At 73.9% G+C, this 18,437-nt stretch carries 15 protein-coding genes; 8 read left to right on the top strand and 7 right to left on the bottom strand.

Going from position 1 to position 18,437, the window contains the following annotated elements; all coding sequences use genetic code 11:
* Positions 1-16 precede the first annotated feature (16 nt).
* The 5 genes from ACZ51D_RS20515 to ACZ51D_RS20495 all read left to right on the top strand — a co-directional run bounded on the left by ACZ51D_RS20515 (position 17) and on the right by ACZ51D_RS20495 (position 4,404).
* Positions 17-712, top strand: coding sequence for a TVP38/TMEM64 family protein (locus ACZ51D_RS20515; RefSeq protein ID WP_465618888.1), 696 nt, complete (start codon positions 17-19; stop codon positions 710-712).
* Positions 713-848: 136 nt separating this feature from the next.
* Positions 849-1,364 carry a DinB family protein gene (locus ACZ51D_RS20510; protein WP_396287958.1) on the top strand — a complete coding sequence of 172 codons (516 nt, stop codon included), beginning with the start codon at positions 849-851 and terminating at the stop codon, positions 1,362-1,364.
* A 283-nt stretch (positions 1,365-1,647) separates the two neighbouring features.
* Positions 1,648-2,040 carry a cell division protein SepF gene (locus ACZ51D_RS20505; protein WP_465663173.1) on the top strand — a complete coding sequence of 131 codons (393 nt, stop codon included), beginning with the start codon at positions 1,648-1,650 and terminating at the stop codon, positions 2,038-2,040.
* A gap of 154 nt (positions 2,041-2,194) precedes the next feature.
* Positions 2,195-2,821: a TetR/AcrR family transcriptional regulator gene (locus ACZ51D_RS20500; protein ID WP_360502968.1), complete on the top strand. Its 627-nt coding sequence runs from the start codon at positions 2,195-2,197 to the stop codon at positions 2,819-2,821.
* Positions 2,818-4,404 (top strand): MFS transporter, encoded by a 1,587-nt coding sequence (locus ACZ51D_RS20495; RefSeq protein WP_465663171.1) that lies wholly within the window; start codon positions 2,818-2,820, stop codon positions 4,402-4,404. Before ACZ51D_RS20500 ends, ACZ51D_RS20495 begins: the two co-directional genes overlap by 4 nt.
* A 147-nt stretch (positions 4,405-4,551) precedes the next feature.
* On the opposite strand, the gene ACZ51D_RS20490 is transcribed toward ACZ51D_RS20495, so the two are convergent.
* The 3 genes from ACZ51D_RS20490 to ACZ51D_RS20480 all read right to left on the bottom strand — a co-directional run bounded on the left by ACZ51D_RS20490 (position 4,552) and on the right by ACZ51D_RS20480 (position 9,596).
* Positions 4,552-7,077, bottom strand: coding sequence for a SpoIIE family protein phosphatase (locus ACZ51D_RS20490; RefSeq protein ID WP_465663169.1), 2,526 nt, complete (start codon positions 7,075-7,077; stop codon positions 4,552-4,554).
* Positions 7,078-7,225: 148 nt separating this feature from the next.
* On the bottom strand, positions 7,226-7,846 hold the full coding sequence (locus ACZ51D_RS20485) for a TetR/AcrR family transcriptional regulator (RefSeq protein WP_360502962.1): 621 nt from the start codon (positions 7,844-7,846) through the stop codon (positions 7,226-7,228).
* Between the two features lie 151 nt (positions 7,847-7,997).
* Positions 7,998-9,596, bottom strand: a complete 1,599-nt coding sequence (locus tag ACZ51D_RS20480; protein WP_465618879.1) for a 4-coumarate--CoA ligase family protein — start codon at positions 9,594-9,596, stop codon at positions 7,998-8,000.
* 211 nt (positions 9,597-9,807) lie between these two features.
* Here ACZ51D_RS20480 and ACZ51D_RS20475 point away from each other — a divergent pair, with 211 nt between their 5' ends.
* Positions 9,808-10,437, top strand: coding sequence for a hypothetical protein (locus ACZ51D_RS20475; protein WP_465663167.1), 630 nt, complete (start codon positions 9,808-9,810; stop codon positions 10,435-10,437).
* Positions 10,424-11,125, top strand: a complete 702-nt coding sequence (locus ACZ51D_RS20470) for a class F sortase (RefSeq protein WP_465618875.1) — start codon at positions 10,424-10,426, stop codon at positions 11,123-11,125. The genes ACZ51D_RS20475 and ACZ51D_RS20470 overlap by 14 nt, the downstream gene beginning before the upstream one ends.
* Positions 11,126-11,147: 22 nt before the next feature.
* Here ACZ51D_RS20470 and ACZ51D_RS20465 read toward each other — a convergent pair whose 3' ends face one another.
* Genes ACZ51D_RS20465 through ACZ51D_RS20450 form a run of 4 tightly spaced genes read right to left on the bottom strand, consistent with a single transcriptional unit; the run spans position 11,148 to position 17,765 of the window.
* Entirely contained in the window at positions 11,148-12,320 is a 1,173-nt protein-coding gene (locus ACZ51D_RS20465; protein WP_360502951.1) for an acyl-CoA dehydrogenase family protein, read from the bottom strand.
* 31 nt (positions 12,321-12,351) lie between these two features.
* On the bottom strand, positions 12,352-14,328 hold the full coding sequence (locus ACZ51D_RS20460; protein ID WP_465618873.1) for an acetyl/propionyl/methylcrotonyl-CoA carboxylase subunit alpha: 1,977 nt from the start codon (positions 14,326-14,328) through the stop codon (positions 12,352-12,354).
* A gap of 24 nt (positions 14,329-14,352) precedes the next feature.
* Positions 14,353-15,951, bottom strand: a complete 1,599-nt coding sequence (locus ACZ51D_RS20455; protein WP_360502945.1) for an acyl-CoA carboxylase subunit beta — start codon at positions 15,949-15,951, stop codon at positions 14,353-14,355.
* Positions 15,948-17,765, bottom strand: a complete 1,818-nt coding sequence (locus ACZ51D_RS20450) for an acyclic terpene utilization AtuA family protein (protein ID WP_465663165.1) — start codon at positions 17,763-17,765, stop codon at positions 15,948-15,950. The genes ACZ51D_RS20455 and ACZ51D_RS20450 overlap by 4 nt, the downstream gene beginning before the upstream one ends.
* A 215-nt stretch (positions 17,766-17,980) precedes the next feature.
* Between ACZ51D_RS20450 and ACZ51D_RS20445 the strand changes: the two genes are divergently transcribed.
* Complete coding sequence (locus tag ACZ51D_RS20445) at positions 17,981-18,394, top strand: VOC family protein (RefSeq protein WP_465618869.1); 414 nt, start codon at positions 17,981-17,983, stop codon at positions 18,392-18,394.
* Positions 18,395-18,437 lie beyond the last annotated feature (43 nt).

The raw sequence follows: 18,437 nt of genomic DNA, 5'->3' as shown, positions 1-18,437 counted from the left end.
CGGTTAGGCTCGGCCGGTGTCCGAGCCCGATGTCATTCCCGCACCCCCCGCCGCGCCGCGTTCGTCCCGGTGGCGGTTGGCGCTGCTGATCGTGCTGCTCGGCGCGGCGGCCGGGTCGCTCCTGCTGTGGAACCCGACGGAGCTGCTGTCCGGGGGGCTGGCGGACCGGATGCCCGGGTACTGGTTCGGGCCGCTGTTCGCCCTGGTGTACGCCGTGGGGACGCTCGCCTTCGTGCCCCGGCCGGCGCTCAACGCGGCGGCCGGGCTGCTCCTCGGCATCCAACAGGGCGTCGCGCTGGCGGTGCTCGGCACCACGCTGGGCGCCGCCCTGGCCTTCGGGCTCGGCCGGAGCCTCGGCCGGGACGCGCTGCGCCCGTACCTGCGCGGGAAGGTACTCGGCGCCCTGGACCGGCGGTTCACCGAGCAGGGGTTCCGCAGCGTGCTGGTGCTGCGGCTGCTGCCCGGCATGCCGTTCCAGGCGGTCAACTACGGCGCCGCCTTCTCCGGGACCCGCGCCCTGCCGTTCGTCCTCGCGACCGCGATCGGCGCGGTGCCGACCACGGCGGTGTACGTGACGGCGGCGGCCAGCTCGGGCAAGCCCGGGTCGGCGGCGTTCCTGCTGTCGGCGGGCCTGATCGCGCTGCTGGGGCTGGGCAGCGTGGCGGGGCTCTGGCGGGCGGCGAGGGCACGGCGCCGGGCGGCGGCCGCCTGAGCGGTCGGCCCGGATGTCGGCCCGCCAGTCGGCCCGGAAGACCTCCCCGGCCGACCTCCCGGTAGACCACCCGACCCGACGTCCGGCCGAACAAATCGTTCGCGCCCCTGCGGCCGCCGGCGCCAGGATGGCCCGCATGACCGGAATGAACCCGCGGGTGGACCCGCCGATGGCCGCCGACGAGGCCGCCACCCTCACCGCCTTCCTCGACTACCACCGCAGCACCCTCGCGCTCAAGTGCGAGGGGCTGAGCGACGACCAGCTGCGCCTGCGCTCCGTCCCGCCGTCCGGCCTCTCGCTGCTCGGCCTGGTCCGGCACATGGCCGAGGTCGAGCGGTACTGGTTCCAGGGGATCCTGCGCGGCGAGGAGGTCGCCACCGGCCACTACTGGACCAAGGCCGACCCGGACGGCGACTTCGACAACGTCGACACCGCCGACGTCGCGGCCGACTTCGCCACCTGGCGCGCCGAGATCGAGGCCGCCCGCCGGGCGGCCGCCGGCCTGCCGCTCGACACGGTCGGCAAGCGGCCGCGCCGCGGCGAGGAAGTGACGCTCCGCTGGATCCTCGCCCACATGGTCGAGGAGTACGCGCGACACAACGGCCACGCCGATCTTCTGCGCGAATCGGTGGACGGCGCGACCGGCGAGTGACCGACCGCGCGAAATCGTTTCCGCATTGTTGACAGAAGGTCAATTACGCGGCGACCGCTACCGATATGGTCTACGCGCGCAACCGTACGGCGCTACGCCGCGTCTGCTCTCTTTGCCCGGGTCCGCCCGGGTTTCCGGCGCGGCACGACTCGTACGGGGGTCGCGAGCGGGCACGGGACCGGTGAACAGTGCGATACTCGGACAGTTCCGACGAGTGGATGACGTGTCAAAAAGCGACACGCGCCCCCGGGGGACCAGACGGGACGAGGCAGGGAGGCGCGGCATGGGAGCACTTCGCGACGAGCACCACAACGGGTGGCTGATGCCCTCGGGGAACTACCCGGCCGCGGTGTACGACGACGAGTGGGTGGATCATGAGACGGTACCGGCCGTCGCCGCGCCCGCGAAGATCGTCTCCCTGCGGCCGACGGGCTTCGAAGCGGCCCGCACGGTCGGTGAGCACATCCGGGCGAGCATCCCGGTGGTCATGGACCTCACCGAGATGGAGGAGGCCGAAGCGAAGCGCATGGTCGACTTCGCCTCCGGGCTGATCTTCGGCACCCAGGGCGGCATCGAGCGGATCGCCCGCCGGGTCTTCCTGCTGACCCCGGCCGAGGTCGAGGTCATGGTGATCGACCGCCCGCTCGACGAGACCGGCTTCTACAACCAGAGCTGAGCCGCGGCGCCCATGGCGCAGCGGCACCCCTGACCGGGGACGGCACCCGCCGTCTCCGGTTTTTGCTGTCCGGGCACGCTTCAGCCCGTGGATCATTTGAGACTGAAACTTCAATTCTGAGACATCCGCGTCTCATGTGAACTAGACTCCCCTCATGGCCACCGACCGCGACACCGTCCTCGAAGCCGCCGTCGGCGTGCTCTCGCGCCGCCCGACCGCCCACCTGGACGAGATCGCACGGGCCGCCGGCATCAGCCGCGCCACGCTGCACCGGCTCTTCCCGGGGCGCGAGGCGCTGATCCGCGAGGTCGGCCTGCTCGGCCTGCGCCGGTTCGCCGGCGCACTGGACACCGCCGGGGTCGAGGAGGGCGACGCCGAGGCCGCACTGCGCCGCCTGGTGGACGCCTCGGTCCCGGACGCCATGCTCTGCGCCTTCCTGGCCGGCGAGAACCAGCTCTACGAGAACGACGAGATCAACGACCTCTGGGAGCTCCAGATCGCCCGGCTGCACGCGCTCTTCCTGCGCGGCCAGCAGCAGGGCGTGTTCCGCATCGAGCTGAGCGCCGCCTGGCTGAGCGAGGCCTTCTTCGACCTGGTCGCCGGCGTCGGCTGGTCGATCCAGGACGGCCGGCTCGCCCCGCGCGACGCCGCCTTCTCGCTCACCGAGCTCTTCCTGGGCGGGGCGCTGCGCAGACCGGACGCCGCCGCCCACGAGTCCACCACCCACAGCACCTCGGACCGCAGCACCTCTGACTGCAGACCGGACACCGATAAACCATGAGTACCCCGACCGCCCGCCAGCGCTGGACCGGCCTCGCCGTCCTCGTCCTGGCCGTCACCGTGGTCGCGCTGGACGCGACCGTCCTCTCCCTCGCCATCCCGTCGATCAGCGAGACGCTGCGCCCCAGCGGCACCCAGCTGCTCTGGATCGGCGACTCCTACTCCTTCGTCCTGGCCGGTCTGCTGGTCAGCATGGGCGCGCTGAGCGACCGGATCGGCCGCAAGCGGCTGCTGCTGGCCGGTGCCTCCGCCTTCGGTGCGGCCTCGCTGCTGGCCGCCTACGCGCCGAGCCCGGGCTGGCTGATCCTGGCCCGCGGGCTGCTGGGTGTCGCCGGGGCGACCATCATGCCGTCCACCCTGTCGCTGATCCGCAGCCTCTTCCCGGACGACCGGGAGCGGGCCACCGCGATCGGCATCTGGGGCGCGGCCGCCACGGCCGGTGCCGCGCTCGGGCCGGTGGTCGGCGGGGTGCTGCTGGAGCACTTCTGGTGGGGTTCGGTGTTCCTGCTGAACATCCCGGTACTGCTCCTGCTGCTGGGCTTCGGCGTCTGGCTGCTGCCGGAGTCCAAGGACCCGAAGCCGGGCCGCTGGGACGTGCTGAGCGTCGTCCTGTCGATGGCCGGGGTGATCGGCGTGGTGTACGCGGTCAAGGAGGCGGCCGCGCACGGCGTGGTCCGCTGGGACGTGCCGGTCTCGTTCGTTCTGGGTGCCGCGGCGCTGACCGTCTTCGTCCGTCGCCAGCTGCGGCTGGAGACCCCGCTGCTCGACGTCCGGCTGTTCCGCGACCGGCGGTTCACGGCGGCCGTCTCGGCCTCGCTGATCTCCCTGGTCGGGCTCTCCGGTGTGATCTTCGTGGTCTCGCAGTACCTGCAGCTGGTCCGCGGCTACCACCCGCTCCAGGCGGGCCTGGCCGAGCTGCCGGCCTTCGCGGGCTCGGTGGTCGGCGGTCTGCTGACCGTCCGGGTGGCCCGGCGTTTCGGCGCCCGGAAGGCGCTGACGGCCTGTCTGCTGGCGATGGGTCTGGGCGTCGGCGTGCTCGGCTGGCTGGAGCAGGACACCACCTACCTGCTGCTGGCCGTGTCCTTCCTGCTGGTCGGAACGGCCGAGGGCGTGGTCTACACGCTCGGCGCCGACCTGGTGCTGAGCGCCGCGCCCGCCGACAAGGCCGGGGCCGCCTCGGCGGTCTCGGAGACGGCGTACGAGCTGGGCACCGCGCTCGGCATCGCACTGGTCGGCTCGGTGGTCGGCTCGATCTACGCGAGCGGGCTGGCCGTCCCGGCCGGGACGGACCCGGCGGTCGCCGCCCGGGCCGGCGAGTCGCTGGGCTCGGCGGTCGAGTCGGCGCAGGGGCTGCCGCCGGAGGTGGCGCAGCCGCTGCTGGCGAGCGCGAAGCAGGTCTTCGTCGGCGGCATGAACAGCGCCGGACTGCTGGCCGCCGCGCTGCTGGTCGGCGCGGCCGTGATGGCCTGGCGCCTGCTGCGCGGGCTCTCCGAGCCGGCCGGCGCTGCGGCAGCGACCGACGGGGCACCCGCCGAGGCGCCGGTCGACGCGCCCGCCGAGACCTCGGAGAAGGTCCACGCGTGACCCGCTCCCCCGTACCTCCTCGCCGTCCCGACGGGGGTACGGGGAACGGGCCTTCTCCGATGGCTTCCCTGTCGCTCCGCCGTCGCTCCCCTGCGGAAACGGCCGTTCTCCTCACGGGAACGGCCGTTCCTGCGTGGTCGGGCGCCGCTACTTCGCCCCGAAGGGCAGCTCCAGCTCGGCCCAGACGACCTTGCCGTCCCGGGTGAGCCGGCTGCCCCAGCGCTGGGCCAGCTCGCTGACCAGGAACATCCCGCGCCCGCCCTCGTCCTGCTCGGCGAAGGGGCGCAGCTGCGGGGTCTGGCCGCCGGCGTCGGCAACCTCGACGGTGAGCACCCGGTCGCGGAACAGCCGCAGCCGGCGCGGGGCGTCGGCGTGCAGCAGGGCGTTCGTCACCAGCTCGCTGACCAGGAGTTCGGCGTAGTCGGTGAGCGCGGTCAGGCCCCAGGTCTCCAGGGTGGCACGGGTGAAGCGGCGGGCCCGGCCGGGCAGTCGGCCGCCGCCGCTGAGCGGGAGGGTGGCGATCCGGTCGGCGGGCAGCGGCAGCACCCGCGCCATGATCATCGCGATGTCGTCCTCGGTGCCGTCGGTGACCAGGGCGCTGAGGACGGCGTCGCAGTTCTCCTCCAGGGTCCGGCCGGGCCCGGAGAGCGTGCGGGCGAGCAGGTCGATCCCGGCGTCCAGGTCCTGGCCGCGCCGCTCGACCAGGCCGTCGGTGTAGAGCGCGACCATGCCGCCCTCGGGGATGGTGAACTCGATCGACTCGAAGGCCACCCCGCCGACGCCCAGCGGCACGCCGGGCGGCACCTCGACCATCTCGGCGGTGCCGTCGGGGGCGACCCGGACCGGCGGCAGGTGCCCGGCCGAGGCGACCTGGACGGTGCGCTCCAGCGGGTCGTAGACCGCGCAGATGCAGGTGGCGAACTGGCCCTCGCCGATTCCTGAGGCGGTCTCGTCCAGCCGGGTGAGGACCTGCTCGGGCGGCATGTCGAGGGTGGCGAGGGTCCGGGCGACGGTGCGCAGCTGGCCCATCGTGGCGGCGGCCCGGATGCCGTGGCCCATCACGTCGCCGACCACCAGGGCGACCCGTCCGCAGGACAGCGGCACCACGTCGAACCAGTCGCCGCCGACCTCGCTGACCACGCTGCTGGGCAGGTAGCGGTAGGCGATCTCCAGGCCGAGGGTGCGGTGCACCTCCTGCGGCAGCAGGCTGCGCTGCAGGGTGAGGGCGGTCTCCCGCTCGCGGCGGTAGAGCCGGGCGTTGTCGAGTGCCAGCGCGGTGCGGGCGACCAGTTCCTCGGCGAGGGCGACGTCGGCGGCGGTGAACGGCTCGGGGTTGCGCATCCGGATGAACTCGGAGCCGCCGAGCACCATGCCCCGGGCGGTGATCGGCACCATCAGGTACGAGTGGATGCCCGCCGCCATCCCGGGGGCCACCCGGTCCTCGCTGGAGACCAGTCCGCGCAGCACCTCCTCGTCCACGTGGGCCCGCAGCAGCGGCTTTCCGCTGCGCAGGCACTGGGTGTAGCTGCGGTCGGGGGCGTACTCGGAGGTCTCGCCGACGACGTCGACGGCGCTCGCGAGCCCGGTCTCGTAGGACTCCCCGACGGCGACGGCGCGCAGGGTGGCGGTCCGGTCGGCGGGGATCGGGGTGGGCTCGGCGCCGCGCAGGACCGGCTCCAGCAGGTCGACGGTGGCGAAGTCGGCGAACCGGGGGACGACGGCCTCGATCAGTTCCTCGGCGGTGCGCTGGAGGTCGAGGGTGGTGCCGATCCGGGCGGTGGCCTCGGCGATGGTGGCGAGCCGTTCCTGGGCCCGGGCGGCGCGGGCCTCGGCCTGGAAGCGTTCGGTGACGTCGATGATCGAGGAGCAGACGCCGAAGACCCGGCCGGTGGGGTCCTCGAGGCGGAAGTAGGAGGCGGACCAGGCGCGGTCCCGCTTGGGGTCGCCGGGGACGCGGCCGTGCGAGCGGGCGTCCACCACGGGCTTGCCGGTCTTCAGCACCTGCCGCATGGTCTGCTCGATCTCGGCGCCGTTGATGCCGGGGAGCACCGCGGATATCCGGCGGCCGAGGTGGGCGGCGACCGGCACGCCGTTCATCCGGGCGAGCGCCTCGTTGAGCCGGACGTAGCGCAGGTCGGTGTCGTAGACGGCCATGCCTATCGGGGAGCGGCCGAAGATGCCGTCCAGTACCGCCAGGTCGGCCTCGACGGCGTGCAGGGCACGGCTGTCGGAGGCGGTGGCGAGGAGCAGCAGGGTGCCGGCCGGTCCGGCGATGGGGTAGGTGCGGAACTCCAGGTCGACGGTGTGGCCGTCGCGGTGGCGGACCGGGAAGACGCCGGACCAGCCGACGCCGCCCATGATCCGTTCGAAGAGGGCCAGTACCTCGGCGCGGTTGCCGCCGTCGGTGAGCAGCTGGGCGGCGTAGCTGCCGACGGCTTCCTCGGTGGTGTAGCCGAGCAGGGCTTCGGCGTCCTCGCTCCAGTGCAGGATCAGGCCGTCGTCCTGGAGCAGGGCCGTCGCGAGCGGGACGAGCCGATGGCCCTCGGGGCGCGCGCCTTCGAGGTGTGCGCCCTTGGGACGTGCGCCCTTGGGACGTGCGCCCTCGGGACGTGGCTGAGTGCCACCCGGTGCCGGGTCGGCGGCGTCGGTCGCGCCCCACTCGTGTCCGTGCATGATCAGGCAGCACCCCGGTTCGGCTCGTGCCCGGCCGGGTGGGCCTCGCGGTCCGTGCCGGCCGGGATTCTTCTCCAGACTGCACGGACATCGGCCGCCCGGCGACCCCTTGGTCAGAGGTTCTCCGGCCGCTCCGGGTGTACGGGCGTCATGGGCCTACCGGGCGCAGCGTACTCTCCAGAATGCCCGCCCACTGCCGGATCACTCCGGATCGTCGAAGGCTGTCGTCGGTGAGCAGGTTGGCCAGGCCCAGCCCGCGGGCGAGGTCCAAGGTGGCCTGCACCGATTCGCGCACGCCGGGGCGGGTCTCGTCGGCGTCCAGGAACTCCACGGCGGCCCGGTGGGCCTCCCGGCCGACGTGTCCCTCCAGGGTGATGATCCGCTCGCGCAGCGCCTCCTCGGTGGCGGCGGCGGTCCACAGGTGCAGGGCGGCGCGGAACAGCGGGCCGGTGTAGAGGCGGACGATCATGTCGACCACGGCGCGGGTGCGGTCGGGGCCGGCGGCCGGCAGCTCGTCCGCGTGGGCGCGGACGGCTGCCAGCCGCTCGGCGGTGACGTGCTCGACGGCCGCGGTGAAGAGGTCCTCGCGGGTCGGGAAGTGGTGCTGGGCGGCGCCCCGGGAGACGCCGGCACGCTCGGCGACGACGGTGACGGTGGAGCCGTTCCAGCCGCGTTCGGCCAGGCAGTCCACGGCCGCCGCGAGCAGCCGGGCCCGGGTCGCGCGGCTGCGGTCCTGCTGGGGGGTGCGGGCGGCGGCGTGGCTGGTCATGGCGGCGGGCGGCTCCTGTTCCGGTGGGGGCGCGGCGGGTCGATCCTCACAGACGGGCGCCGGTCTTCGCCCGCCGGGGCCCGGGTCGCCCGGGTCGCCCGGGTCGGCGGCGGGCCCGGGGCGGCGGCGCACTCAGCCGACGGCGACGCACTCAGCTGACGGCGGCGCGCTCGGCCTCGCGGGCGCGCAGTTCGCGGCGGAGGATCTTGCCGGCCGGGGACTTGGGGACGGCGTCGACGAACTCCACCGCGCGGACCTTCTTGTACGGAGCGACCTGCCCGGCGACGTACCCGGTGACCTCCTCGGCGGTCAGGCCGCTGCCCGGGACGCGGACCACGAAGGCCTTGGGACACTCGGTGCCCTCGGCGTCCGGGACGCCGATCACGGCGGCGTCGGCGATCTGCGGGTGGCCGAGCAGAACGGCCTCCAGCTCGGCGGGGGCGACCTGGTAGCCCTTGTACTTGATCAGTTCCTTGACCCGGTCGACGATGTGCAGGTAGCCGCGTTCGTCCACATAGCCGACGTCGCCGGTGTGCAGCCAGCCGTCGGCGTCGATGACGGCGGCGGTCTCGGCGGGGCGGCCGAGATAGCCCTTCATCACCTGGGGGCCGCGGATCAGCAGCTCGCCGCGCTCGCCGGCGCCGAGGTCGCCGTCGGAGCCGTCCAGGGCGGTGATCCGCAGTTCCGTGGAGGGGACCATCCGGCCGACCGAGCCCAGCGAGGGGTCGCCCTCCCGTGGGGAGACCACGTGGGTGACCGGGGAGAGCTCGGTCATGCCGTAGCCCTGGAGCAGGTGCGGCAGGCCGAGGCGCCGGGCGCAGGCGTCGGCGAGCTCGCGGTCCAGCGGGGCGGCGGCGCACAGCAGGTACTCGACGGAGGAGAGGTCGAAGCGCTCCACGGCCGGGTGCTTGGCCAGGGCGAGGGCGATCGGCGGGGCCACCACCAGGGCCTGTACCCGGTGCTCCTCGACGGCGCGGCAGAACTGCTCCAGGTCGAAGCGGGGCAGCACGACCACGGTGGCGCCGCAGCGCAGCGGCTGGTTGAGCAGCGCCGCGAGGCCGTAGATGTGGAAGAACGGCAGGACGGCGAGCACCCGCTCGCCCTCGGCGGGGCGGTAGAGGGCGTCGCACTGGGCGAGGTTGGTGGCGATCGAGCGGTGGGTGAGCATGACGCCCTTGGGCAGGCCGGTGGTGCCGCTGGAGTAGGGCAGCACGGCGACGTCCTCGCCGGGGTCGATCGCGACCTCGGGGGCGGGGCCGGGCGCGGCCAGCAGGTCGGCGAGCGAGCGGTGGCCGTCGGCGCCGTCCAGCACGACGATCTCGGTCAGCGGGTGGCCCTGCTCGGCGAGCAGTTCGGCGGCCGTACGGGCGGTCGGCAGGAACGGGGAGACGGTGACCAGCCGGCGGGCGCCGCTGTCGCGCAGCTGGCCGGCGAGTTCGGCGGGCGTGGCCAGCGAGGAGACCGTGGTCACGGTGGCGCCGGCCCGGGTGGCGCCGTAGTAGGCCATCGGGTAGGTGATCGAGTTGGGGCTGAAGAGGGCGACCACGTCGCCCCGGCGCACGCCCGACTCGGCCAGCCCGGCGGCGACCCGTTCGACGGCGGCGGCGAGCTGCGCGTAGCTGACCCGCTCCCCGGTGAGGCCGTCGATCAGAGCCGGCCGGTCGCCGTACCGGGCCGCGGCGCCGAGGACCGCGTCATGGATCGGCAGGTCGACCACGGGGACGTCCGGGAAATCGCTGCGGAACACCAAGGTAAGCCTCCAGTAAGGAAGTTGACGCGGCAACAAAACCTGCGAGGGCGTGTTCAGGAGCATACGGACAGTCAGGGGGGAGGCTGGGCCATTGTGGGGAACCGGGGGCGGAGCTCGCGTGGCACAGTTGCTCCCGGGGGGCGCCCGCGCGGACGGTGTTGCACCACGGCCGCCCAGCCCAGGGCGGCCTCGGACCCTGGAGCACCCCACCGTGAGCACCACCTCCCCTCCCCTGCCCCCGGCCCGCCGGCTGCTCGCCGCCGCCGGCGCCGCCCTCGCGCTCACCCTCGGCGCGGCGCCGGCCGCGCTGGCCGCGCCGGGCGACAACGGTGACGTCGAGATCCACGACAGCACCACGCCGGTGGCCAGCCGGAACGACGACCCGAAGGTCTGCCAGTTCTACCTGGACGCCTTCAACTTCGACACCGTCACGCTGGTCAACTGGACGATCTCGCAGCAGCCGCCGACCGGCACCGCGCAGGTGCCGGCCGGGTCGATCGTGCTGGCCACCGGCACCGGCTCGACGCAGACGTACAGCCTGCCCGACGGGCACTACAAGCTCGAATGGACGTTCGTCGGCGATAACGGGAACGCGAAGCAGAAGGTCTTCGACGTTTCCTGCGCCACCTCGTCGCCGTCTCCCTCGACCTCCTCCTCGCCGTCCTCGTCACCGAGCCACTCGCCCAAGCCCGGCCCGCACGGCGGGGTGGGCACCGGCGGTGGCGGCACCTCCGGGGCGAACACCGCCGAGGTGGTCGGCGGCGTCGCACTGGTAGTCGGCGCCGGCGGACTCACCATCCGCGCGATGCGCCGCCGCCCCGGGCGCAATGCCGAGTCCTGACCGCCCCACCCGCGCGCCGCGCGGCGGCCCCCTGCCCTGGCGGGCGGGGGTCGCCGCGCTGGCGCTCGCGGCGTGCGGCGTCTGGCTGGTCCACAACGGCACCACCGGCCGGAACGGGCCACCACTGCCGCCCGCGTCCTCGGCACCCGCCGCCTCGGCACCCGCCTCGCCGGCCGCCGCCCCGACGCCGGCCCCGGTTCCGGCCCCCGTGCCCGCGCCGCCGCTGCCGGCCTCGGTTCCGACCAGGATCCGGATCCCCGCGATCAAGGTCGACGCCCCGGTCACCGGCGTCGGGCTGACCGCCGCCCGGCAGCTCGCCACCCCGCCGATGGAGCAGCGCAACCTGACCGGCTGGTACCGGGACGGCGCCGCGCCCGGGGCCGCCGGGAACGCGATCGTCGTCGGACACGCGGACAACCACAGCGGGCCGGCCGTCTTCTACCGGCTCGGACTGCTGCGCCCGGGCGACACCGTCGAGGTGACCCGCAAGGACCGGCACACCGCCGTGTTCACCATCGACTCCGTCCAGGTGTTCCCGAAGAAGGACTTCCCGGACGCCCTGGTGTACGGCGCCGACAGCGCCGACCGCGCGGAGCTGCGGCTGATCACCTGCGGCGGGAAGTTCGACCGGAAGACCGGGTACGAGTCCAACACCGTGGTGTTCGCCCACCTGTCCTCCTCGCGGTGAGCAGCGGTCACGACGGCCCGGCTCAGTACGACTTCGGCAGGCCGAGGGTGTGCTGGGCGACGTAGTTGAGCACCATCTCGCGGCTGACCGGGGCGACCCGGCCGACCCGGGTGGCGGCCAGCAGCGCGCCCAGCCCGTACTCCTGGGTGAGGCCGTTGCCGCCGAGGGTCTGCACCGCCTGGTCGACGGTCCGCGCGGCGGCCTCGCCGGCGGCGTACTTGGCCATGTTGGCGGCCTCACCGGCCGCGAGGTCCTCGCCCGCGTCGTAGAGCAGCCCGGCCTTCTGGGTCATCAGCCGGGCCAGCTCGATCTCCACCGCGCACTGCGCCAGCGGGTGGGCCAGGCCCTGGTGGGCGCCGATCGGGGTGGACCAGACGGTGCGGGTCTTCGCGTACTCGACGGCCTTGCCGAGCGCCTGGCGGGCCAGGCCGAGGGAGAACGCGGCGGTGAGGACGCGCTCGGGGTTGAGGCCGGCGAACAGCTGGAGCAGGCCCGCGTTCTCGTCACCGACCAGGGCGTCGGCGGGCAGCCGGACGTCGTCCAGGAAGACCTGGAACTGCTTCTCGGGGGCGACGAGTTCCATCGGGATCGCCCGGTACTCGAAACCCGGGGTCTCGCGCGGGACGACGAACAGGCAGGGCTTCAGCTTGCCGGTGCGAGCGTCCTCGGTGCGGGCCACGAACAGGACGGCGTCGGAGTGGTCGATGCCGGAGACGAACACCTTGCGGCCGGTGAGCAGCCAGTCCTCGCCGTCGCGGCGGGCGACGGTGGAGATCCGGTGCGCGTTGGAGCCGGCGTCCGGCTCGGTGATGCCGAAGGCCATCTTGCGGCTGCCGTCGGCGAGGCCGGGCAGCCAGCGCTGCTTCTGCTCCTCGGTGCCGTAGCGGGCGATCACGGTGCCGCAGATCGCCGGTGAGACGATGAGCAGCAGCAACGGGCAGCCGGCGGTGCCCAGTTCCTCGAGGACGATGGCGAGGTCGGTGATGCCGCCGCCTCCGCCGCCGTACTCGGCGGGCAGGTTGACACCGAGGTAGCCGGCCTTGCCGGCCTCCGCCCACAGTTCGTCGGCGGGCTCGCCGGCCCGGGCCTTGGCGAGGTAGTAGGCGGAGCCGTAGCGACGGCCGAGGTCGCCGACGGCCTGGCGCAGGGCCCGGCGTTCGGGGGTTTCGAGGAGCTGACTGCCGATGGCGGACATGCGGTGGTTCCTTCCTCAGGCCTCTGGGGGCTCAGCCTCTTGGGGGCTCAACCTCTTGGGGGGACTTGACGACGGCCAGCAGGGTGCCGAGTTCGACCTGCCGGCCCGGGGTGGCGCGGAGTTCGACGAGGACGCCGTCGGCGGGGGCGGTGACGCGGTGCTCCATCTTCATCGCCTCCAGCACGAGCAGCGGCTGTCCGGCGGTGACGGTGTCCCCGACGGCGGCGGTGGTGCGCACGACCGTGCCGGGCATCGGGGCGAGCAGGGCACCGGGGTCGGTGCGGACGGTGGGGTCGGGGAAACGCGGGAGGGCGGTGAGCACGCTGCCGCCGGCGGGGGTGTCGACGTACACCCGGTCGCCGTGGCGGGCCACGCGGTAGGTGCGCCGCAGCCCGCCCTCGCGCAGCACGACCCGGTCGGGGGTGGCCTCGACCAGCTCGACGTCCGGGTGGTCCTCGGCCCGCAGACCGGTGCGGGTGAGGCGGTAGCGGACCTCGAACTCGGCTCCGTCGTCCGCCCGGTAGCGCTTGAGCGGCGGCTGGGAGGGCAGGTTGCGCCAGCCGGACGGGAACGCCGCCACCCGCCGGGCGGCGGCGTCGGCGAGGGCGGCGGCCAAGGCGGCGCGTTCGGCGCCCTTGGTGTCCGGCGCGGTGAGCTCGGCGCCGTGCTCGGCCAGGAATCCGGTGTGCAGGCACTCACCCAGGAACGCCGGATGCCGCAGCGCGCGGACCAGCAACTCCCGGTTGGTGGCGGGCCCGTGGATCCGGGCCCGGGCCAGCGCGTCGGCCAGTCGGCGGGCGGCGGCCGCGCGGGTCGGCCCCCAGGCGATCACCTTGGCGAGCATCGCGTCATAGTGCGGGGTGATCTCGCTGCCGGCCTCGACTCCGGAGTCCAGCCGCACGCCGGAGTCCGGGTGGATCCCCCGGCCGGTGAACTGCTGGTGCGGGACGGTGAGTTCGAGGCGGTGCAGGGTGCCGGTGGCGGGCTGCCAGTCCTTGGCCGGGTCCTCCGCGTACAGCCTGGCCTCGATCGCGTGGCCGTGCGTCGCCGGTGGCTCCGGCGGAAGCTTCTCCCCTTCGGCGACGGCGAGTTGGAGCGCCACCAGGTCCAGTCCGGTGACCGCCTCGGTGACCGGGTGCTCCACCTGGAGCCGGGTGTTCATCTCCAGGAACCAGAACCGGCCGTCCTCGGCGAGCAGGAACTCGGCGGTGCCGGCGCCGACGTAGCCGATCGCCCGGGCGGCGCTCACCGCGGCCGCGTGCAGCTCGGCGCGGACCTGCGCCGGCAGGCCGGGGGCGGGGGCCTCCTCGATCACCTTCTGGTGCCGCCGCTGCAGCGAGCAGTCGCGGTCGCCGACCGCCCGGACCGTGCCGTGCGCGTCGGCCAGCAGCTGGACCTCGACGTGCCGCCCGGCGGGCAGGTAGCGCTCGCAGAACACCTCGTCCGAGCCGAAGGCCTTGGCCGCCTCGGCACGGGCGGCCGCCAGTTCGCCGGGCAGGTCCGCGAGGCTCCGGACGACCCGCATGCCCCGGCCGCCGCCGCCCGCCGCCGCTTTGACCAGGACCGGCAGGTCGGCCTCGGTCGGCTCGGCGAGCGCGCCCAGGACGGGCACCCCGGCCTCGGCCATCAGCCGCTTGGCGGCCGTCTTGGAGCCCATCGCGGCGATCGCGGCCGGCGGCGGGCCCACCCAGACCAGGCCCGCGTCCAGCACGGCCTGTGCGAACTCGGCGTTCTCGGACAGGAATCCGTACCCGGGGTGGACGGCGTCGGCCCCGGCCGTGAGCGCGGCGCGGACGATCAGCTCGGCCCGCAGGTAGGTGTCGGCGGGCGCGGCACCCGGCAGCCGGACGGCCGCGTCGGCCTCGCGCACGTGCGGGGCGTCGGCGTCCGGGTCGGAGTGGACGGCGGTGGTCGCGATGCCGAGCTCACGGCAGGTGCGGAAGACCCGGCGGGCGATCTCGCCCCGGTTGGCGACCAGCAGATTGCCGATCGATGTCTTGGAAGTCATTCGTGGCTCCGTCACAGGACTGGCTCACATTCGGAAGACGCCGTAGCCACGCGCGCCCTCGACCGGCGCGTTGTGGATCGCGGACAGGCACAGGCCGAGCACCGTACGGGTGTCGCGCGGGTCGATCACGCCGTCGTCGTAGAGGCGGCCGGACAGGAACACCGGCAGCGACTCGGCCTCGATCTGCTGCTCGACCATCGCCCGGATCGCCGCGTCCGCGTCCTCGTCGTAGGGCTGGCCCTTCGCCGCGGCCGACTGCCGGGCGACGATCGAGAGCACCCCGGCGAGCTGCTGCGGGCCCATCACCGCGGACTTGGCGCTCGGCCAGGAGAACAGGAAGCGCGGCTCGTAGGCCCGGCCGCACATGCCGTAGTGGCCGGCGCCGTAGGAGGCGCCCATCAGGACGGACAGGTGGGGCACCGTGGAGTTGGCGACGGCGTTGATCATCATCGCGCCGTGCTTGATGATGCCGCCCTGCTCGTAGTCCTTGCCGACCATGTAGCCGGTGGTGTTGTGCAGGAACAGCAGCGGGGTGCTCCGCTGGTTCGCCAACTGGATGAACTGGGCGGCCTTCTGGGACTCCGCGCTGAACAGCACGCCCTGCGCGTTGGCCAGGATGCCGACCGGGTAGCCGTGCAGGCGGGCCCAGCCGGTGGCCAGGCTGGCGCCGTAGAGCGGCTTGAACTCGTCGAAGTCGGAGCCGTCGACCAGCCGGGCGATCACCTCGCGCGGGTCGAAGGGCACCTTGAGGTCGCCGGGGACGATGCCCAGCAGCTCCTCCTCGTCGTACCTCGGCGGCTCGGCCAGCGGGTCGGGGCCCGGGCCGGGCTTGCGGTGGTCGAGCCGGGCGACGATCCGGCGGGCCAGCCGCAGCGCGTCCGCCTCGTCCACCGCGAAGTGGTCGGCGAGGCCGGAGGTGCGGGCGTGCATCGCGGCGCCGCCGAGCGACTCGTCGTCGGCCTCCTCGCCGGTGGCCATCTTGACCAGCGGCGGGCCGCCGAGGAACACCTTGGCGCGCTCCTTGACCAGCACCGTGTGGTCGGACATGCCGGGGACGTACGCGCCGCCGGCCGTCGAGTTGCCGAACACCACGGCCACGGTGGGGATTCCGGCGGCGGACAGCCGGGTGAGGTCGCGGAAGAGGGCGCCGCCGGGGATGAAGATCTCCTTCTGGCTGGGCAGGTCGGCACCGCCCGACTCGACCAGGTTCACCAGCGGGAGGCGGTTGTGCAGCGCGATCTCGTTGGCGCGCAGGGCCTTGCGCAGCGTCCAGGGGTTGCTGGCGCCGCCGCGCACGGTGGGGTCGTTGGCGGTGATCACGCACTCGACGCCCTCGATCACGCCGATGCCGGTGACCAGCGCGGCGCCGACCTGGTAGTCGCTGCCCCAGGCGGCCAGCGGGGACAGCTCCAGGAACGGCGAGTCCGGGTCGATCAGCAGCTCGATCCGCTCACGGGCCGGCAGCTTGCCGCGCTTGCGGTGGCGCTCCAGGTACTTGGGGCCGCCGCCGGCCAGCGCCTTGGCGTGCTCGGCGTCCAGGTCGGTGAGCTTGGCGAGCATCGCGGCGCGGTGTTCGGCGTACTCGGGCCCGGCCGGGTCGACGCGGGTGGGCAGGACGGTCACAGCGGCCTCTCCGGGCTGTCGAGACGTACGGTCGGGCTGTCGGGTCGCGGTTCCGAGGTCCGGGGCGGTTCCGGGGCCAGGAACGGTTCCGAGGCCAGGAGCGGTTCCGGGGCCAGGAGCGCCGTCGGGATGTCGAGGTGGCGGGAGCGCAGCCACTCGCCGAGGGCCTTGGCCTGCGGGTCGAAGCGGTGCCGGGCGGCGACGCCCTCGCCGAGCAGGCCGGTGATGGTGAAGTTGACCGCGCGCAGGTTCGGGAGCAGGTGCCGGGTGACGTCCGACTGCTCTGTTTCAGGGAGGAGTTCGCGCAGCCTTTCCACCGTGAGGGCGTGCGCGAGCCAGCGCCAGCCGGCCTCGGTGCGGGCCCAGACGCCGAGGTTGGCGTCGCCGCCCTTGTCGCCGCTGCGGGCGCCGGCCACCAGGCCGAGCGGGGCCCGGCGGGTCGGCCCGGCGGTCAGCGGTTCGGGCAACCGCTGTTCGGCGGTGGTGACTTGGCCGGTGACCGGCGCGGGCGGGACGGCGATCCGGCGGCCGTCCGGCAGGACGGCGGTGTGCTCGACGGCCTTGGCGTCGACGTAGGCGGCGGTGAACACCCCGTACGGCGCGCCCGGTCCGGGTGGGGCGGTGAGGTGGAAACCGGGGTAGCCTGCCAGGCCCAACTCCACTGCTGCCTTGCCGAGTTCGCGGCCGACCCTGGCCGGGTCGGGGTCGCGGGCGGTCAGCCGGAGGAGGGCGGAGGCGGCTTCCTCGGTCGGGGCGTCCGCGTGGTCGGTGCGGGCGAGCGTCCAGCGCAGTTCGGCGGGGCGGGCCTCCGGCGGCAGGGCCGCGGCGAACTGCCGTTGCACCAGGGCGGCTTTGGCCTCGATGTCCAGGCCGGTGAGGACGAACACCACCTCGTTGTGGTGGCCGCCGAGCGAGTTGAGGCCGACCTTCAGCGTGGCCGGCGGGGCCTCGCCCCGTACGCCGTCGATCCGGACCCGATCCGGTCCCTCCTCGGTGAGCCGGACGGTGTCCAGTCGGGCGGTGACGTCCGGGCCGAGGTAGTGTGATCCGCCGGTCTCGTACAGGAGTTGGGCGGTGACGGTGCCGGTGGTGACGGCGCCGCCGGTGCCCGGGTGCTTGGTGATCACGCTGGAGCCGTCGGCGTGCAGCTCGGCGATCGGGAAGCCGGGGCGGGTCACGTCGTGCTCGCGGAAGAACGCGTAGTTGCCGCCGGTCGCCTGGGCGCCGCACTCCAGGACGTGCCCGGCGACGACCGCCCCGGCGAGGGCGTCGAGGTCCTCCGGAGTCCAGCCGAACCGGGCGATCCCGGGGCCGGCGACCAGCGCCGCGTCCGTCACCCGGCCGGTGACCACCACGTTCGCTCCCGCACGCAGACAGGCCGCGATGCCGAAGCCGCCGAGATAGGCGTTGGCGGCCAACAGGCCTGTCGGTAGGCCGAGTTCCTCCCGGCGCGGCAGCAGGTCGTCGCCCTCGACGTGCGCGACGGCCGTCTCGACTCCCAGCCGCCGGGCCAGCTCGCGCAGTTCGTCGGCGAGCCTGGCCGGGTTGAGGCCGCCCGCGTTCACCACGATCTTCACGTCGCGCTCGCGGGCCAGGCCGAGGCACTCCTCCATCTGCCGCAGGAAGGTCCGGGCGTACCCGCGCGACGGGTCCTTCAGCCGGTCCCGCGCCAGGATGAGCATGGTCAGCTCGGCCAGGTAGTCCCCGGTGAGCACGTCCAGCGGCCCACCGGTGAGCATCTCCCGCACCGCCGCGAAGCGGTCCCCGTAGAACCCCGAGGCGTTGCCGATCCGCAGTACCGCGCGTTCGCGCATCAATGCGCCTCCCCTGAAGGTGAGTTGGCGGCACTCCCGCACGAGCGCCGTCGGGCAGCAGCGTGGCACCGCCCGAAGAAAAAAGCAATCATGCCTGCTTGTTTTCCTGAGATCACGGCCACCCGCCGCGATCACCCGGCTCCGGTTCGCCGCCCGCGGGGACCGATCAGTTTTCGAGAAGCACCCGGTCGGGGGCCGCGCCTAGCGTTGCGGTCATGAGCGACATCACCATTCACTGGTCCTTCCTTCCGCACACCGACCCCGAGGCCTCCCTCGCCTTCTACCGCGACCTGCTCGGCTTCGAGGTCCGCAACGACGTCGGCGGCGGCGCGATGCGCTGGATCACCTTCGGGGCGCCCGGCCAGTCCGGCGTCTCGGTGGTGCTGGAGCCCCCGGCCGCCGACCCCGGCGTCACCGAGGAGGAGCGCAAGACGATCACCGAGATGATGGCCAAGGGCACCTACGCCCGGCTCGTCCTGGCCACCGCCGACCTGGACGCCACCTTCGACCGGCTGAAGTCCGGCGGCGCCGAGCTGGTGCAGGAGCCCACCGAGCAGCCGTGGGGCCTGCGCGACTGCGCCTTCCGGGACCCGGCGGGCAACATGGTCCGCTTCAACGAGGTGCGCTGAACCGGTCGGCACCCCGACACCAGCCGAAGCCCGGCAGCCGTAG

The sequence above is a fragment of the Kitasatospora sp. NPDC033851 genome (assembly GCF_055576085.1).
This window is presented reverse-complemented; position numbering and strand designations above follow the sequence as displayed.

What these genes read in the sequence shown, in the direction of transcription:
- ACZ51D_RS20470 (WP_465618875.1), top strand. Translation starts at nt 10,424, where the DNA reads ATGCCGAGTCCTGACCGCCCCACCCGCGCGCCGCGCGGCGGCCCCCTG.
- ACZ51D_RS20490 (WP_465663169.1), bottom strand. Translation starts at nt 7,077, where the DNA reads ATGCACGGACACGAGTGGGGCGCGACCGACGCCGCCGACCCGGCACCG.
- ACZ51D_RS20500 (WP_360502968.1), top strand. Translation starts at nt 2,195, where the DNA reads ATGGCCACCGACCGCGACACCGTCCTCGAAGCCGCCGTCGGCGTGCTC.
- ACZ51D_RS20510 (WP_396287958.1), top strand. Translation starts at nt 849, where the DNA reads ATGACCGGAATGAACCCGCGGGTGGACCCGCCGATGGCCGCCGACGAG.
- ACZ51D_RS20505 (WP_465663173.1), top strand. Translation starts at nt 1,648, where the DNA reads ATGGGAGCACTTCGCGACGAGCACCACAACGGGTGGCTGATGCCCTCG.
- ACZ51D_RS20450 (WP_465663165.1), bottom strand. Translation starts at nt 17,765, where the DNA reads ATGCGCGAACGCGCGGTACTGCGGATCGGCAACGCCTCGGGGTTCTAC.
- ACZ51D_RS20445 (WP_465618869.1), top strand. Translation starts at nt 17,981, where the DNA reads ATGAGCGACATCACCATTCACTGGTCCTTCCTTCCGCACACCGACCCC.
- ACZ51D_RS20465 (WP_360502951.1), bottom strand. Translation starts at nt 12,320, where the DNA reads ATGTCCGCCATCGGCAGTCAGCTCCTCGAAACCCCCGAACGCCGGGCC.
- ACZ51D_RS20460 (WP_465618873.1), bottom strand. Translation starts at nt 14,328, where the DNA reads ATGACTTCCAAGACATCGATCGGCAATCTGCTGGTCGCCAACCGGGGC.
- ACZ51D_RS20495 (WP_465663171.1), top strand. Translation starts at nt 2,818, where the DNA reads ATGAGTACCCCGACCGCCCGCCAGCGCTGGACCGGCCTCGCCGTCCTC.
- ACZ51D_RS20485 (WP_360502962.1), bottom strand. Translation starts at nt 7,846, where the DNA reads ATGACCAGCCACGCCGCCGCCCGCACCCCCCAGCAGGACCGCAGCCGC.